Raw genomic sequence first — 16,859 nt, forward strand, 5'->3', positions numbered from 1 at the left:
TTTTGTCAAGCCGCGGGTCCGCACGGACCCATTTAGAAAAAAGCACCATGAAAATACATCCGCTTATTACCACTACCGAAGCGCTCGCCGATCTGTGCCAGCGCCTCTCCAAGGCCGACTTCATTACGGTCGACACCGAATTCATGCGCGAGAACACCTATTGGCCTGAACTGTGCCTGGTGCAGGTGGCCGATACCCAGGAAGCCGCAGCGATCGATCCGCTGGCGCCGGGGCTCGATCTCAAGCCGCTGTGGGACCTGCTGACCGACAACGAGGACGTGCTCAAGGTCTTCCACGCGGGCGGCCAGGACGTGGAGATCGTCTACAACTTCACCGGCCGCACCCCGCACCCGATCTTCGACACGCAGATCGCGATGATGGCGATCAGCCAGTCGGAGCAGATCGGCTATTCGAACATGGTCGAGTCCTGGCTCGGCATCACCGTCGACAAGGGCGCGCGCTTCACCGACTGGTCGCGCCGGCCGCTGACCGAGCGGCAGATCGAATATGCCATCGGCGACGTCACCCACCTGTCGAAGATCTTCTCGAAGATCCTCGCCCGCCTGCGCAAGACCGGGCGCGGCGAATGGCTCGACCAGGAGATGGAGAAGCTCGCCGATCCCGAGAACTACCGCAACGATCCCGCCGAGGCCTGGGAGCGGATCAAGGCGCCCAGCCGCAATGCGACCGTGCTCGGCAGGCTGAAAGCCATCGCCGCCTGGCGCGAGGTCGAGGCGCAGGACAAGAACATCCCGCGCGGCCGCATCGCCCGCGACGAGACGCTGGCCGACATCGCCAGCCACCCCCCAAAGGTCCAGGCAGACCTCGCCAAGGTCCGCGGCCTGTCGGCGGGCTGGAAGGACAACGAGATCGGCCGCCGGCTGATGCAGACGCTGGCCGATACCCAGCCGCTGACCGACGCGGAAATGCCCGCACGCACGCCGCGCGGCGCGCCGCTGGGCAAGGAAGGCGCGCTGGTCGCCGACCTGCTCAAGCTGCTGCTCAAGATCCGCAGCCGCGAGATCGACGTCGCCGCGCGGCTGCTGGCGCGCAGCGACGACCTAGAGTTGCTGGCGGCCGGCGTGCGCAAGAACCTGCCGATCCTCGAAGGCTGGCGCTACGACGTGTTCGGGCACGACGCGCTCGACCTCGTCGAAGGCAAGATGGCCTTCGCCGTGGTCGACGGGAAGCTCAAGATGACCCATGTCGACGACGTGATCGAGGATGTGCCGGTGGACGCGCCAGTAGACACGCCAGTAGGCACGAACGAGGCGCCCGGTAGCGAAGCCGCCGAGTGACCGTCTACCACCCCACTCTCAAGCAACTGCAATACCTGGTCGCGCTCCACGAGCACGGCCACTTCGGCCGCGCCGCCGATGCCGCCTTCGTCTCGCAGTCGACGCTGTCGGCGGGCCTGCGCGATCTCGAGGCGCTGCTGGGTGTGGTACTGGTCGAACGGACCAAGCGCGCGGTGCGCTTCACGCCCTTGGGCAATGCCGTCGTCGCCAAGGCCCACCGCATCCTGCGCGAGGCCGAGGAGCTGTCCGATCTCGTTCAGTCGAGCGGTCAGCCGCTGTCGGGCGAAGTGCGGATGAGCGTGATCCCGACGATCGCGCCATTCCTGCTCCCGCGCATGCTACCGCGCCTCCGCCGCGAGCGGCCGAGCCTGAAACTGTTCCTGCGCGAGGAGCCGAGCGCGGCGGCGATCGAATCGCTCCACCACGGCCGCGCCGACTGCGTGCTGCTCGCCCTGCCTTATCCCACGGGCGAGGTGGAGAAGGAGACGATCGAGCTCGACGCCTTCTTCGTCGCCTTCCCGCTCGACGATCCGCGCAACCCGCCCGACGAGATCCCGCCCTCGCTGATCGACGAGAACCGGCTGATGCTGCTCGAGGACGGCCACTGCCTCAAGGATCATGCCCTCGCCGCCTGCAACCGCCCCGAGCTGCGCGCCAGCGCGACGATGATCGGCACCTCGCTGCACACGCTGGTGCAGATGGTCGACAACGGTCTCGGCCTGACCATGCTGCCCGAGATGGCGCTCGACGCCGGCATCCTCAACGGCACTAACGTCGTCGCGCGGCCCTTGAAGGCGCCCAACGCCAACCGCGAGATCGCGCTGGTCTGGCGCAAGAACAGCCCCCGCGCCGACGAGTTCAGGCTGCTCGCCGAGGAACTTCGGACCGGATAGGAAAACGCCCGGACCTTCCGGCCCGGGCGTCCCTCGGTGCGACCCGATTTATCCGCTGATTCAGAAATCCAAACTGAGCTCGACGCCATAGGTCCGCGGCGCGACATAGTTCGCCGAGGTCGCCAACGGCGTGAACAGCGCGAAGGTCGCGTCCTTGCGGTTGGTCAGGTTCTTGCCGAACACCGCAAGTTCACCCTCGCCCGGGCCGAACTTGAGATGCCGCAGCGCGATACGGCCATTGACCAGCGCAAAGCCATCGACCTCGGCAACCGAGGCATTGCTCTTGTCGGCATAGACGTCGAGCGCGGGGTTGCCGCTGAACAGAATCTTCGAGCGATAGAGCACGTCGCTGCGGAGGTTCAGGGTAGTGTCGCCGAACAGCGGCTGGGTTTCGTAGGAGAAGAAGGCGCTGGCCGTCCATTTCGGCCGCGCCGTCACCCGCAGGACACCGCCGTAGCCGGCCAGAACCCCCGGATTGACGAAGGGATAGGAGACATCGGTATAGCTGAGGCTGCCGCCGAGCGTTAGCCCGCGCGTCGGTGCCGCGGTCACTTCCAATTCGAAGCCCTTGGCTCTGATCTTGCCCTGGTCGACGACAAAGGTGCTGAGACTGCCGACCAGTTCGTTAGCCGTGGTCGCGCCATAGAGACTCGTCAGGATGGGCAGGACGGTCGCCACCGAGTTCACTGCCGTCGTCGACTGCGGCGACTGGAAGTGGTTGTAGTCGACGTGGAACAACGCAAGGTTGGTACGCAGGCGGTGATCCAGCAAGTCCGCCTTGACGCCGACTTCGAACGAGCTGGCCGTCTCCGGCTCATAGACGATGCCCGCCGTAGAGCCGCCCGACACGAAGCTGGTCGAATACTTGCCATAGATCAGGGTATCCTGGTTCGGCTTCCAGTTGAGGCCGATCAGGAAATTGGGCTTGGTCTTGGTATATTTGGGCGGAACGATCAGCGGCCGCGGCGAGATGACCCCTGTCTGAGGATTGCGGACGTCCCAGCGGAACTGGCTGGTCTTCTCGTCGTGGGTGATGCGCGCACCGCCCACGATCTCGAGTTCGGGCGTGATCTTGAATTCGAGCTGGGCATAGGCCGCGAGCGAAGTGGCCTTGTTGAAATAGCGGCCTTCGTTGCCGAGCGGGATAAGGCCCGATGCCGGGATGAAGGTGCCGAACACCAGCGTGTTCTGTTCGCCGACAGGGCCGCCGGCCTCATCGTTCGAATGGAACCACAGCGCGCCCGCGGTCGCCTGCAATCTCTCGGAGGTGTAGTTGACCTGAAGCTCGTCACTCCACTGATCGCCCTGCGATTGCGCCTGCGAATTGACGATGGCGACCCGCGATCCGACAAGCGGCGCCAGACCGGCCGCGAACTGCCCGATAATCGCCCCTTGCTGCACCGGCGGCAGCGAGAAGAAGGCGGCTCCAAGCTGGCCCACCGCCGAAAGCGTGGCGAACGGGGTGACCATCTGCGGCGTGAAAGTCAGCATGCCGACGCCGTCGATCGACGAAGGCGCGAAGACGTGCGCCTTGCGATAGGCGAGGATGTTCTTGACCGAGATGCTGTCGCTCGCCTGCCAGGTGGCGGTCAGGCTGTGGCCCTGGACGCGCTGATCGCGCGCCGTGACCCAGGAGTTCGTCACGACTTCCGGCCGCTTGCCATCCGGCGCGATGTAGGTCGGCTGGCTGGTGTACATTGCAGTGAGCACGTTGCCGAGCAGGCCGCCCCCCGCCGCCTTGTCCCAGCCGATGAAGCCGGTGCCCTCGGGCGTACCGCTGTCGTCGTTGCGGTCGTACTTGTAGACCATCTTGAAGCTGTCGCTCGGCTCGAACTTCACCGCGGCGAAGTAGGAGTTCGGATCGACCGTGCCGAGGTATTTCGGCGAGGTGGTCTTGCCGTATCCCGGGGACAGCGAACGATCCCACACAGTCCCGGCGGCGGCGTTGCGGATTTCGCCGCGGCGATAGTCGCGCACATAGCTGAAATAGGCGCTGAACGGGCCGAACTGCGGCGTCTCGACCGTCGCGCGCAGGCGATAGGCGTCATAGTTGCCGTAGGAGCCTTCGAGCTTCACGTGGGCGTCGCCGGTGGGGTCGCGGGTGGTGATGCTCACCCCGCCCGCCGTGGCGTTGCGGCCGAACAGCGTGCCCTGCGGTCCGCGCAGCACTTCGAGCCGCTGGATGTCGGGAAGCTGGAAGATCGAGCCGCGCGGCGAACCGATGTAGACGCCGTCGATATAGATCGAGACCTGCTTGTCCGAACCGGCGACCACGCCGAAACTGGTCTGTCCGCGAATGGTGAAGGACGGCGTAGAGATACCGCCTGCCGAAGGCTTCACCGTGACGCCCGGCGCGACGGCCGACAGGTCGTTGACCGTGAAGATGCGGTTGGCCTGCAGGTTTTCCTGCGTCACCGCGGTGACCGCGATCGGCACGTCCTGCAGGGACTGTTCGCGCTTCTGCGCGGTGACGACGATTTCTTCGAGCCCAACCGAACCCTCGGCCTGTTGGGCATGGGCTACGGCGGGAACCCAGGCGGCCACCGCAATGGCCGTGGAGGCGAGCAAAGATTTACGGGATAAGCTGTAGGCGTTCATTATATCCTCCCACAAAGACCAGCCCGATTGGGTCTGGCCATCCTCCGCAGATGCACCGCTCCCGCTCCGGCGCTCGTTTCGGCTGCCGGCAGCGGTATCGCTGTGGTCTGGGGAAGCCCCTCAGTTCTTATTTGTGAACACTATAGGTCGGTCACGGATCGCAACAAAGCGATCCATGTGGTTCATTACGTCGTGGGGGCGATGAATGGGGTCCTCGCCGGACCTAATCTGCGGATAACCGAACGACCCCGGACCGCCGTTATCAATCCATGTGCTTGAGGCCGACGCGCAGGTAGTCCCAGCCCGTCACCAGCGTCAGCGCCGCGGCGCCCCACAGAGTGGTGAGGCCGACCGTATGCGGCAGGTTCACCACAAAGCCGCCGAGGTCGACGTTCCAGCGCGGCAGCGCGCAACCGAGGATCAGGGCGCCCAGCGAAATGAGCTGGAAGGTCGTCTTCCACTTCGCCAGCCGGCTTACCGGGATCGAGACCTGCAGCCCGCCGAGAAACTCGCGCAGGCCCGAAACCGCGATCTCGCGGATCAGGATGATCAATCCGGCGATCACATGCATGTCGCCGACATAGGGTCCGGTCAGCACACCCTGCGCGGTCAGCACCAGAATCACTGCGGCGATCATGATCTTGTCCGCGATCGGATCGAGGAACACGCCCAGCTTGGAAACCGTGCCCTGGGCCCGCGCGAGATAGCCATCGAAATAATCGGTGATGCCCATCAGGCAGTAGACCGCGAAGGCGATGCCGTAGCCCAGCTCCCATTTGGGCCACCAGAGCAGCGCCACGAGGATCGGCACGGTAAAAATCCGCGACAGCGTGAGAATGTTGGGGAGAGTCAGCATGCGCGGTCAGAGATAGCCGGTAACAGTTCTGCACAAAAGAGCCGGTAAAGGGCTTGTCGACCGCCAAGCAACCGCTAGGGTCGCGCGCTAAGAGAGATTGCCGAAAACGAGGCTATGACAACTACGACGCACCTCATCGGGACGCGCCGCTTCCTGCCGCTGTTCATCACCCAGCTCCTTGGCGCCTTCAACGATAACCTCTTCAAAAACGCCATGGTGCTGTACGTCGTTTACAGCGTCTACAATTCGGAAGCCCAGGAAGCAAAGTTCAGCGCCATCGCTTCGGGGCTGTTCATCATCCCGTTTTTCGTGCTTTCGGCATTGTCGGGCCAGCTCGCCGACATGCGTGACAAGGCGCGGATCATCCGCATCGTCAAGTTCTGCGAGATCCTGATCATGCTGGTCGGCGGTGCCGGCCTTGTGCTCGCCTGGCAGGGGATCGCGGTGACCACCGCAGCGATCCCTCTGATGCTGGCCGCGTTGTTCGCCATGGGTATCCATTCGACCTTCTTCGGGCCGATCAAGTACGCCATCCTGCCGCAGCACCTGCATGCCGACGAAGTACTCGCCGGCACCGGACTGGTCGAGGCGGGGACCTATATGGCGGTCCTCGCCGGGACGATCTTGGCCGGCTGGATCAATGTCGAATGGGCCGCACTGATCGTCGTGCTGACGGCGATCCTCGGCTATTTTACCGGCCGCCAGGTGCCGCCAGCCCCACCGCTGACCGCCGCCCAGCCGCTCGATTTCCACGTCTTCCGCGCCTCGGGCACGCTGATCCGCAACACGATGCACGAGCGCCGCGTGTTCTTCGCGATCATCGCGATCAGCTTCTTCTGGACGATCGGCGCGGTGCTGTTCATCCAGTTCCCGCCGCTGGCCAAGAACGTGCTCCATGCCAGCAAGGAAGTCGCCAGCTTGTTCCTGGTGATCTTCTCGGTCGGCATCGCGATCGGCTCGATGGCGATCAACGCGCTGCTCAAGGGCACGGTTTCGGCACGCTTTTCGCCCGCTTCGGTCGTGGTCATGGGCGCCTTTGTCGTGGCGTTCCACTTCGTCTGCCGGCTCTGGGGCCAGGAACCGCTCGACGGGCTGCTCGACGTCGCCGGTTTCATAGCGCAGCCCCTGGCGGTGCCCCTGCTGCTGACATTGCTCGGCATCGCCATCGCCGGCGGCATGTTCGTGGTGCCGCTCTACGCTTTCCTGACCACCTCGGTCGACAAGTCGCAGACCGCGCGGACGATCGCAGCGAACAACATCGTCAATTCGGGTGCGATGGTGGTGGGTTCGGTGCTCGCCGTCGGGCTGAGCGCGCTGGGCGTATCGATCGCCGATCAGTTGCTGCTGGTTGCAGCCATGTGCCTGGGATCGGCCTGGCTCGGCTGGATTCTCTACAAGGCAGAACTGGCGGCGGCGACAGCCTAGGCGATGAACACCGCGACGCAGGCAAGCGTCGCCGTATAGGTCGTCAGGAAATCGCGCCAGCCGATGCCGTTCGTGCGGCTGCGGACATCAAGATCGCGCTCCACTTGGCGGACATGCGGCGGCAGGCTCGCGAGAAACGGATGCCGGGCGGATTCGTCGCCCAAGACGAGGGCGCGTCGTTTGATGGGTATTCTGCGACTGATATGCATGTGGCGACCTTTCGCTCTCATGCAGCTACGTTAAGAAAATCTTCACCATCGTACCAGCCGGTTAACCACGGTTCTTGCGGACATCCCGAATTGGAACACAACGCAAAAGGGCCGCCCCGAGGGACGGCCCTTCCTAATTCCGGATGATTCGGATCAGATGCTGTCGCCGAGAGCACCCTTCACCTTGCCGACCGCCTGCTGAGCCTCGCCCTTGCGCTCCTGCGCGACGCCTTCGGCCTTCTGCGCAGGGTCGTTCCGAGCCTTGCCGACGGCTTGCTTGATGTTGCCAGCGGCTTCGTTCGCGAGGCCCTTGGCCTTGTCCTTGAGCTCACCCATAACAAATAACTCCTTGTAATCACGAAGAGATCAGATCTCGCCCTGTGATTGAAGGAACGTTAGGCCCAAGGATTGGTTCCTCGGCTCAACGCTTTGCCATATCCAGGATATAGTCCCACTCGCTCGGCCGCACCTCGGCTACCGACAGCCGCGACTGGCGCACGAGTTCCATGTCGGCGAGCGCGGGATCGGCCTTGATCTCCTTAAGCGTCACCGGCCGCTTGAGCTTCTGGACCGGCTTGACCTTGACCGCCGCCCACTTGCCATCGGGATCGGTCGGATCCTTGAGCCCCGGCTTGCTGATCGTGACGATGCCGACGATCTCCAGCCCCTCGTTCGAGTGATAGAAGAACGCCTTGTCGCCCTTCTTCATCGCGCGCAGGTTGTTCGCCGCACGGTGGTTGCGCACGCCGTCCCAGGTCCCCTCGCCCTCGGCGACGAGATCGTCCCAACTATAGGCGTCGGGCTCCGACTTCATCAGCCAGTAGCGCGGCTCCGCTTTCCCCGCTTCTTTCTCCTGTGCGCTTTTCGTCATGCTTTCCCGTCCGTTTGTCAGTAGGGAGCGGCCATAACGCCCAATTCCGGACTCTGCCACATGGACCTCGATACTCTCCCCGTCTTGAGCCTCGCCGATACGCCGGCACGGTTCTCGGACGACATCGGCGCCAGCTTCCGCGCCTTCGGCTTCGCGCTGGTCAAGGATCACGGCATCGACGCCGCGCTGATCGCCGAGGCATGGCGGCTGACGGCCGAGTTCTTCGCGCTGCCCGAGGCGGAGAAGCGCAGCTACTTTATCGAGGGGCAGGCCGGCGCGCGCGGATACACGCCGTTCGGAACCGAGATCGCCAAGGGCGCGAAGTTGCACGATCTCAAGGAATTCTGGCACGTCGGCCGCGACCTCCCCGCGGGTCATGCCCTCGCCGCCTCGATGCCCGCCAACGTCTGGCCTACCCGTCCGGCGGATTTCCGCGAAACCTTCGAGGCACTCTTTGCCGAGTTCGACCGGGTCGGCGCGCTGATCCTCTCGCGCATCGCGGTCCACCTCGGCCTCGCCGCCGACTGGTTCGAGCCGGCGATCGAGGACGGCAATTCGGTGCTGCGCCTGCTGCACTATCCGCCTGTCCCCGCCAGCGAGAGCGGCGCGATCCGCGCCGGCGCGCACGAGGACATCAACCTCATCACCCTGTTGCTCGGCGCCGAGGAAGCCGGGCTCGAATTGCTGGGCAAGCAGGGCGGGTGGCTGTCCGTATCGCCGCCCGAAGGCGCGCTGGTGGTCAATATCGGCGACATGCTGCAGCGGCTGACCAACCACGCCCTGCCCTCTACTACGCACCGCGTGCGCAACCCTGCCGGTGAGCGGGCCACGCACAGCCGCTATTCGATGCCCTTCTTCCTCCACCTGCGCAGCGACTTCCGCTTCGAGACGCTGCCGCAATGCGTCAGCGCGGACAATCCCGACCGCTATCCTGTCTCTATCACCGCCGACGATTACTTGCAGGAACGCCTACGCGAGATCGGTCTCAAGAAGTAAAAAGCCGTAAACCACACCAGTTTTCAGTCCGTTTAACCGAAATTTCAGACCAATTGCCCTAAACCGACCCGATTACGGCGGAAAAGGCACGTGGGATTGGCTGACGACAACCTCAGTCCAGGCGAAACGAAACGAGCGGCCAAGCGTAGCCGCGCCCGTTGGTTCGGTGCGGCCGAACGCGACATCATCGCGCTCGGCATCGCCACGGCCGCCATCATCATGTTCGTCGGCACCGGCGGCGCCGTCATCCCGCAGGTCATCCGTTCGCTCGCGGGCCTCGGGCTCGGCCCCGACAAGGCGCTGACCAATGCCCTGCTGCTCAACGTCGCGCTGATCATCTTCGGCTGGCGCCGCTATCGCCAACTCAGCGAGGAAGTGCGCGAGCGGCGCCATGCCGAGACCCAAGCCAAGCTCCTGGCCGAGACCGATGCGCTGACCGGCTGCCTCAACCGTCGCAGCGTCGGCGAGGCGACGGCCAATCTCATGGCCACCAGCGCCGAGCGCGGCGAAGTCGTCGCGCTGATCATGATCGATCTCGACAACTTCAAGCAGATCAACGACTTCAACGGCCACAGTACGGGCGACCAGGTGCTCCGCGAATGCGCCCAGCGCGCCGCCGCGCTGATGCCGCCCCGCGCGGTCCTGGCACGGCTCGGCGGCGACGAGTTCGCCTGTATCGTCCCTTTCGATCCCAAGCGGCCCGAAACGATAGACGATCTCGCCTGTGCGCTGATCGAAGCCGTGGCGCAGCGTTCGGAAGTGATCGGCAATGCGATCGAGATCACCGCTTCGCTCGGCCTCACCCGCAGCGATTTCCCGCGCGGAGACGGTGAAGCAGTGGCCGACGCCCAGACGCTGCTGCACATGGCCGACATCGCCATGTACCACGCCAAGCGCCGCGGCCGGAATCGCTACTTCTGGTTCGACGCGCCGATGCAGAACGACCTGCGCTTCCGCCGCGAGATCGAACAGGGCATCCGCCGCGGCGTGCGCCTGGGTGAATTCGTTCCGTTCTACGAGCAGCAGATCGACCTCGCCACGGGTGAACTCACCGGTTTCGAGATGCTTGCCCGCTGGAATTCGCCGACGCTGGGCATAGTCAGCCCGGAGATCTTCATCCCGATCGCCGAGGAGATCGGCGCGATCGCCGAACTGTCCGAAAGCGTCATCGCCCAAGCGCTCGAAGATGCGAAGGCCTGGGATTCGCGGCTGACCCTGTCGGTCAACATCTCGCCGCTGCAGATGCGCGATCCCTGGTTCGCCCAAAAGCTGCTGAAACTGCTGCTCGAAGCCAATTTCCCGCCGAACCGGCTCGAGATCGAGATCACCGAAAGCTGCTTGCACGAGAATATCGCCGAAGTGCGCACGCTCGTAACCAGCCTGAAGAACCAGGGCATCCGCATCAGCCTCGACGATTTCGGCACCGGTTACAGCTCGCTGGCGCAGCTGCGCAGCCTGCCGTTCGACCGGATCAAGATCGACCGCATGTTCGTGACCAACCTGACCGACAACAGCGACAGCGCCGCGATCGTCGACGCGGTCACGCGGCTCGGCAAGGACCTCGGCCTGCCGGTCACCGCCGAGGGCATCGAGACCAAGGAAATCCTCGCGCGCCTGATGCAATACGGCGACATCAAGGGCCAGGGCTTCCTCTACGGTCAGCCGCAGCCCGCCAGCGTCACCCGCGAACGCCTGGCCAGCCTTGACCTGCTGAACGAGCAGGACGACAAGAAGACCGCGATCGCCCGCTACTCCTCGGACCTGCCCATCTCCAAGGCGGCGGGCGAATCCTGATCGCCCCGGCATGACGGCAAATCACGCGTTTACAACGACGCGGACCGACGCTATCGGGCGCGCCATGTCCATGGTGATGATTAAAACCATTAGCCCGAAGCCGACCCGCACCTGCGGGGCGGTCCGGTCGTGCCGACGGTTCAACCTTAGGCACCTGGACAAAGCCCCGCCGAAGCGCGGGGCCTCTTGCAAAGCAAGCCAAAGCATCCCGCGCCTCCGCACAGAAGGAGACGCATTTTCATGAACTACCTCGATAACACCACCGGCCGCTACACAGTCGGCGTGGTCGGCGCGACGGGCCTCGTCGGCACGATGATGCTTGCACTGCTGGCCGAGCGGAATTTCCCGGTGGCGCAGCTGCGGCTATTCGCCTCGGCGCGGTCGGCGGGCAAGACGATCCCTTTCGGCGGGGCCGACGTCGTGGTCGAGGATGCCACCGCGGCCGACTACGCGGGCCTCGACGTCGTCTTCTTCTCGGCTGGCGGCTCGACTTCCAAGGCGCTCGCCGAGAAGGTCGCCGCGGCCGGCGCCGTAGTGATCGACAACAGCTCGGCCTGGCGCGCGCATCCCGAAGTGCCGCTCGTAGTCGCCGAGGTGAACCCGCACGCGCTGCGCCAGATGCCCAAGGGCATCGTCGCGAACCCCAATTGCACGACCATGGCGGCCATGCCCGCGCTCAAGCCGCTGCACGATGCGGCAGGCCTGACGCGGCTGGTGGCGAGCACCTATCAGGCGGTCTCCGGCGGCGGCGTCGAGGGTGTCGAAATCCTGCGCGAACAGGTCCAGGCCGGTGCCGAGGCTTGCGCAGACCTCGCGCAGGACGGCGGCTCGGTCGATCTCGGCACGCCGCGCAAGTGGTCGGTGCCGATCGCCTACAACGTCGTGCCGCTCAACTACGTGCTGGGCGAGGACGGCTATACCGAGGAAGAGCTGAAGCTGCGCGACGAGAGCCGAAAGATCCTGGAGATCCCGGGCCTGCGCGTCGCCGCGACCTGCGTGCGCGTGCCGGTCTTCACCGGCCATTCGATTGCGCTGAACGTCGAGTTCGAGCGCCCGCTTTCGCCCGAAAAGGCGCTGGAGCTGCTCGGCCAGGCACCGGGCGTGGTCGTTACCGAGGTACCCAACCCGCTCGAAGCCGCGGGCAAGGACCCGGTCTTCATCGGCCGCGTCCGCCGCGACATGTCGGCCGACAACGGCCTGACGCTGTTCGTCGCCAACGACAACCTGCGCAAGGGCGCGGCGCTCAACGCCGTGCAGATTGCCGAGGTGTTGATCAGCGGGAAGTTCTAGGAAATTCGAAGCCAGGCGCGGTCCCGGCCGCGCCTGGCTATTCGCTTGTTATCTCCCCGAAACCAGGACGTTGAAACTGCGCGTGCCGCCTGCGCGATCGGCGGCAGCTCTCACATCGGCGCGGCGCTTGAGCGCCGCGAGCGCTTCAGCCGAAGGATCGGCCGGATAGGTCGCGGGCGGTGGTGCATAGTCGCTGAGGTCCAGCAAAGCCTGAACACGTTGGTTAGGCGTTTCGAGCCGCTTGATCACCGACGCCGCCGCGGCATCAACATCGCCCATGCAGAGCTCAAGATCTGTCACCAACTCCGGCCCCTCGGCAAAATGATCGCGCAAATAAGCGAGATCGGCCTTGGCATCCGCAAGCCTGCCCAACCGGTAGCTGGCGCAACCACGATTGTCGCGGAACTGCATCATGCCCACCAGGCTGCCCTTGATGCTGCCGGCCGCGATAGGCGCGAGCGTTTCGATCGCATCCGCCGGATGTCCGAACACGAGTTGCAGGCCCGCCATGTTGATCGTCTGGCTGATGTTCGGCTGGCCATACTCGTTCAGGGCCTTGCCCTGCGAATAGGCTTCGATCGCTTCCGGGTAGCGTCCCAGCTGGGCATAGGCGCGCGCCTTGCTGTCCCACCACCAAGGCAACAGTTCGTCCTTGTCCGCGTAGGCCGGCGCCCCCGCCTTGAGCGGATCGATCACTTCAAGCGTGCGAAGTGCTTCCTCGCCTTTTCCCAGCCACAGCAGGTCGGTCACAACGTTGATTTGCGGGCGCATCACGTTGGCGTGCGCCGCCGCGATTTCTCTCATTCGCGCCATGTGCCTTTCGACAGATGAGCGCGCATCGTAACTGGCAGGCAGCAGCGCTTTCAGCCGGGTGTCGACGCTAATGCCCATGAGCGCGCCGGGGCTGTCGATCAGAGCCAGCATCGCGGCCGCGCCATCCTTGTCGCCCGCGTCGGTCAGAATGCCGGCATAGCCTTGGCGGAACCCGTCGATCGACGATCCGATCCGGGCCTCGCCCAAGACGTAAGCCGGATTGGTGAGGACGGCGAGCAATCGCCGCGTCAAGGCCATGTCGCCCTGTGCCTTGAGCGAAAGATAGGTCCTGGACCATGTACCGATCGAAATCGCCATCAGCGCGTCAGGCGAATTTCGCGCCATTTCCTCTACTACGGTCACCGCATCGGCTGTTCGTTTGGCTTGCCAGGTGAGTTGGAAACGCAGTTTCCAGAACTCGTTGTCGGCGCCCGAAATCCGCGTTCCCACTTCGGCATAGCGGAGCGCCAGATCGAGTTCCCGCGCGGCGAAGGCACAGAACGTCCCGATCCGATAGACATCCCGCCGCACCGGATCCGGCAGGTCGGCAAACCTGGCCGAGCCCGCCTGCTGCGCAACGATCGGAGCGGCGGCCTTGCAATCGTTGTTCTGAGCGGCCGCGGCGAGCGCCGTGAGGGCTGTCTTCTGATCATCCGGGCGCTCCGCGGCAGCGACAGGTGATGGTTGAGCCGTTGCCATCAGCAAGCCCAGCAGTAGTGCCCGGCGCAAAATCATGCCCACTCCCCGTCGACCGAATCTTGTCGTTGCAACCTGTTGACCAGAAATCCTGTAGACATCAATCGACGTTGCATCCGCCGTGGATACCCCACGGAGCATGCATTTCAGGAAGGCCGAGGCGTACCACAGCGCTTTCCCTTTGCCCCGATAGTCTCTAGAGCGCGGCCATCATGCGTGTCCCCTTCGTCAAGATGCACGGCCTCGGCAACGACTTCGTTGTGCTCGACGGGCGCGTCGAGAGCGTGCCGGGAATCGACAGCACGCTCGCCGCAGCGCTGGCCGATCGCCACACGGGCATCGGCTGCGACCAGCTCGTCCTGCTGGAGCCGTCTACGGCAGCCGACTTCCGCATGCGTATCTTCAATTCGGACGGCAGCGAGGTCGAGGCCTGTGGCAATGCGACACGCGCGATCGGCCTGCTCCACGGCGCCGCGGCGCGGATCGAGACCGCCGGCGGGCTGATCACAGCCTCGCCCGCCGAGGACGGCATCTCGGTCGAAATGGGCCAGCCGCGCTTCGACTGGGACCGCATCCCCCTTGCCTATCCGATGGATACGCTGACGATGCCCGTCGGCTGGGAGGACTTGGAGAACCCGGTAGCGGTCAATGTCGGCAATCCGCATGTGATCTTCTTCGTGCCCGACACCGACGCGGTCGACCTCGCCCGGCTCGGCGCGCTGATCGAACGCGATCCGCTGTTTCCCGAGCGGGTCAACGTCAACGCCGCCACGGTGACCGCGCGCGATGCGATCCGCCTGCGGGTCTGGGAACGCGGCGCCGGCCTGACCCGCGCCTGCGGCACCGGCGCCTGCGCCACCGCAATCGCCGCGATGCGCCGCGGCCTGACCGACCGCTCGATCACGGTCACCCTGCCCGGCGGCCCGCTGCGGATCGACTGGCGCGACGACGGCGAGATCGTCATGACCGGGGCTGCTGCGGAGAGCTTCCGGGGAACCTTCGATCCTGCCGATTACGGAGTATCGGTGTGACGCTCGAAGTCGTTTCGCTGGGCTGCCGTCTGAACCTCTCCGAAAGCGAAAGCCTGCGCGGCCTGCTCGCCGCCAGCGACAACCTGACCGTAATCAATAGCTGCGCGGTCACCGCCGAGGCGGTGCGCCAGACCCGCCAGGCGATCCGCCGCGCCCGCAAGGCCCGTCCCGACGCGCGGCTGCTCGTCACCGGCTGCGCCGCCGAGGTCGAGCGCGAGGCACTCTCAGCGATGCCCGAGGTCGACGGACTGGTGGCCAATGCGGCCAAGCTCGATCCGCGCGTGTGGAACGTGCCGCCCTCGCCGGTCGCGCCGCATCAGGGGCATACCCGCGCATTCGTCGACGTACAGAACGGCTGCGATCATGCCTGTACCTTTTGCGTGATCCCGCAGGGCCGCGGTCCGAGCCGCTCGCGCTCGGTTCAGCAGGTAATCGCCGATGTCGCCCTGCATCTCGAATCCGGCGCGCGCGAGGTTGTACTCACCGGCGTCGATCTCACTTCCTGGGGCGGTGACCTGCCCGATGGCCCGCGGCTCGGCTCGCTGGTCAGGGCAACCCTCGATGCCTTCCCGACGCTCGAACGGCTGCGGCTGTCCTCGCTCGACGGGATCGAGATCGATACGCAATTGTTCGAATTGCTCGCGGGCGAGCCGCGGGTGATGCCGCATGTCCACCTCTCGCTGCAATCGGGCGACGACATGATCCTCAAGCGCATGAAGCGCCGCCACGCACGCGCCGATGCGATCCGCCTGGTCGAAAACCTGCGCGCCCGCCGCCCCGATATCGCCATCGGCGCCGACCTGATCGCCGGCTTCCCGACCGAGGACGCGGCGATGCACGCAGCCAACCTGTCGATCATCAAGGAGCTCGACGTGGTGCACGGCCACGTCTTCCCCTATTCGCTGCGTCCCGGCACGCCGGCGGCGCGCATGCCGCAGGTCGCGCCGGCCGTAATCAAGGCACGTGCGGCAGAGCTGCGAGCGGCCGTGGCGGCGCAGCGTTCGCGCTGGCTGGCCTCGCTTGTCGGCACGCCTTTGAAGGTGCTGGCCGAACGCGACGGCACCGGCCATGCCGAGAATTTTGCGCGCGTGCGGCTACCGGACGACGCGCAGGTGTCGCATTGGCTGACAATAACGCCGCGTGCGGTGATCGAAGGAATGCTCGCATGAGCGCGGAAACCTGGAGCGACCGGCTGTTCGGCGGCTTTCGCAAGACCTCGGAACGACTTTCCGAAAATCTCGCTGGAATCGTTACGAAATCCAAGCTGGACGACGAGCAGCTCGACGAGATCGAGGATGCGCTGATCCTCTCCGACCTCGGCCCCCGTGCCGCCGCCCGCATCCGCGAACGCCTGTCGGGCGAGCGCTTCGAGCGCGGGCTCGACGACCAGGCGATAAAGGAAGCCGTCGCCGACGAAATCGCCGCAATCCTGCGCCCCGTGGCCAAGCCGCTGGAAGTCGTCGCCTTTCCGCGCCCGCAGGTGGTGCTCGTGATCGGCGTCAACGGCTCGGGCAAGACCACGACGATCGCCAAGCTGGCGCACCTGTTCCAGGAGCAGGATTACGGCGTGATGCTCGCCGCCGGCGACACCTTCCGTGCCGCGGCGATCGGCCAGCTCGCGGTCTGGGCAGAACGTATCGGCGTCCCCGTGATCCGCGGCCCCGAAGGCGGCGATCCGGCCTCTATCGTCTATGACGGGGTCAAGGCCGCAACCGAGCAGGGCATCGACGCGTTAATCGTGGATACGGCCGGAAGGTTGCAGAACAAGCGCGAACTGATGGACGAGCTCGCCAAGATTCGCCGCGTGCTTGGCCGCCTCAACCCCGAAGCCCCGCACGACGTCGTGCTGGTGCTTGACGCGACGAACGGACAGAATGCCTTGCAGCAGATCGAGACTTTCAAGGAAGTGGCAGGCGTGACCGGGCTCATCATGACCAAGCTGGACGGCACCGCGCGCGGCGGCGTGCTGGTCGCCGCAGCCGAGCAGTACGGCCTGCCGATCCACGCCATCGGCGTCGGCGAGAAGATCGACGACCTGCGCCCCTTCGACCCCGACCTCGTCGCGCGCGTCATTGCGGGAGTTGCCTGA

General features: G+C 65.1%; 15 protein-coding genes. 9 read left to right on the plus strand and 6 right to left on the minus strand.

Annotation, left to right across the window (positions count from 1 at the left end; genetic code table 11):
- The first annotated feature begins 47 nt into the window (after nt 1-47).
- Both rnd and KRR38_RS07965 read left to right on the plus strand, forming a co-directional pair.
- Entirely contained in the window at nt 48-1,298 is a 1,251-nt protein-coding gene (rnd, locus tag KRR38_RS07960; protein WP_217400353.1) for a ribonuclease D, read from the plus strand.
- Entirely contained in the window at nt 1,295-2,191 is an 897-nt protein-coding gene (locus tag KRR38_RS07965) for a hydrogen peroxide-inducible genes activator (RefSeq protein WP_217400355.1), read from the plus strand. The genes rnd and KRR38_RS07965 overlap by 4 nt, the downstream gene beginning before the upstream one ends.
- A gap of 60 nt (nt 2,192-2,251) precedes the next feature.
- Here KRR38_RS07965 and KRR38_RS07970 read toward each other — a convergent pair whose 3' ends face one another.
- Nucleotides 2,252-4,789: a TonB-dependent receptor gene (locus KRR38_RS07970; protein ID WP_217400357.1), complete on the minus strand. Its 2,538-nt coding sequence runs from the start codon at nt 4,787-4,789 to the stop codon at nt 2,252-2,254.
- A gap of 262 nt (nt 4,790-5,051) precedes the next feature.
- Nucleotides 5,052-5,645, minus strand: coding sequence for a CDP-diacylglycerol--glycerol-3-phosphate 3-phosphatidyltransferase (gene pgsA, locus KRR38_RS07975; RefSeq protein WP_217400360.1), 594 nt, complete (start codon nt 5,643-5,645; stop codon nt 5,052-5,054).
- A 114-nt stretch (nt 5,646-5,759) separates the two neighbouring features.
- Here pgsA and KRR38_RS07980 point away from each other — a divergent pair, with 114 nt between their 5' ends.
- Nucleotides 5,760-7,070, plus strand: coding sequence for an MFS transporter (locus KRR38_RS07980; RefSeq protein ID WP_217400362.1), 1,311 nt, complete (start codon nt 5,760-5,762; stop codon nt 7,068-7,070).
- Here KRR38_RS07980 and KRR38_RS07985 read toward each other — a convergent pair.
- The 3 genes from KRR38_RS07985 to KRR38_RS07995 all read right to left on the minus strand — a co-directional run bounded on the left by KRR38_RS07985 (nt 7,067) and on the right by KRR38_RS07995 (nt 8,150).
- Nucleotides 7,067-7,234, minus strand: a complete 168-nt coding sequence (locus KRR38_RS07985; protein ID WP_254514685.1) for a hypothetical protein — start codon at nt 7,232-7,234, stop codon at nt 7,067-7,069. The genes KRR38_RS07980 and KRR38_RS07985 overlap by 4 nt on opposite strands.
- Before the next feature lie 198 nt (nt 7,235-7,432).
- Nucleotides 7,433-7,615, minus strand: a complete 183-nt coding sequence (locus KRR38_RS07990; RefSeq protein WP_217400366.1) for a CsbD family protein — start codon at nt 7,613-7,615, stop codon at nt 7,433-7,435.
- Between the two features lie 85 nt (nt 7,616-7,700).
- Nucleotides 7,701-8,150 (minus strand): EVE domain-containing protein, encoded by a 450-nt coding sequence (locus tag KRR38_RS07995; protein ID WP_217400368.1) that lies wholly within the window; start codon nt 8,148-8,150, stop codon nt 7,701-7,703.
- Between the two features lie 60 nt (nt 8,151-8,210).
- Between KRR38_RS07995 and KRR38_RS08000 the strand changes: the two genes are divergently transcribed.
- The 3 genes from KRR38_RS08000 (at nt 8,211) to KRR38_RS08010 (ending at nt 12,230) form a co-directional block, all read left to right on the plus strand.
- Nucleotides 8,211-9,146: an isopenicillin N synthase family oxygenase gene (locus tag KRR38_RS08000; RefSeq protein WP_217400370.1), complete on the plus strand. Its 936-nt coding sequence runs from the start codon at nt 8,211-8,213 to the stop codon at nt 9,144-9,146.
- A 96-nt stretch (nt 9,147-9,242) separates the two neighbouring features.
- A complete protein-coding gene (locus KRR38_RS08005) occupies nt 9,243-10,940 on the plus strand; it encodes a bifunctional diguanylate cyclase/phosphodiesterase (protein WP_254514686.1) in 1,698 nt (565 codons plus the stop codon).
- 240 nt (nt 10,941-11,180) lie between these two features.
- A complete protein-coding gene (locus KRR38_RS08010) occupies nt 11,181-12,230 on the plus strand; it encodes an aspartate-semialdehyde dehydrogenase (protein ID WP_217400379.1) in 1,050 nt (349 codons plus the stop codon).
- Nucleotides 12,231-12,278: 48 nt separating this feature from the next.
- On the opposite strand, the gene KRR38_RS08015 is transcribed toward KRR38_RS08010, so the two are convergent.
- The gene (locus KRR38_RS08015; protein WP_217400381.1) at nt 12,279-13,778 is read right to left on the minus strand and encodes a hypothetical protein; all 1,500 of its coding nucleotides are present in this window, start codon (nt 13,776-13,778) and stop codon (nt 12,279-12,281) included.
- A gap of 173 nt (nt 13,779-13,951) precedes the next feature.
- On the opposite strand from KRR38_RS08015, the gene dapF reads away from it, so the two are divergent.
- Genes dapF through ftsY form a run of 3 tightly spaced genes read left to right on the plus strand, consistent with a single transcriptional unit; the run spans nt 13,952 to nt 16,859 of the window.
- A complete protein-coding gene (gene dapF, locus KRR38_RS08020) occupies nt 13,952-14,770 on the plus strand; it encodes a diaminopimelate epimerase (protein WP_217400383.1) in 819 nt (272 codons plus the stop codon).
- The gene (locus KRR38_RS08025; RefSeq protein ID WP_217400385.1) at nt 14,767-15,939 is read left to right on the plus strand and encodes a MiaB/RimO family radical SAM methylthiotransferase; all 1,173 of its coding nucleotides are present in this window, start codon (nt 14,767-14,769) and stop codon (nt 15,937-15,939) included. Before dapF ends, KRR38_RS08025 begins: the two co-directional genes overlap by 4 nt.
- A complete protein-coding gene (gene ftsY / locus KRR38_RS08030; protein ID WP_217400387.1) occupies nt 15,936-16,859 on the plus strand; it encodes a signal recognition particle-docking protein FtsY in 924 nt (307 codons plus the stop codon). Before KRR38_RS08025 ends, ftsY begins: the two co-directional genes overlap by 4 nt.

It is taken from the genome of Novosphingobium sp. G106 (assembly GCF_019075875.1).
Classification (GTDB): domain Bacteria; phylum Pseudomonadota; class Alphaproteobacteria; order Sphingomonadales; family Sphingomonadaceae; genus Novosphingobium.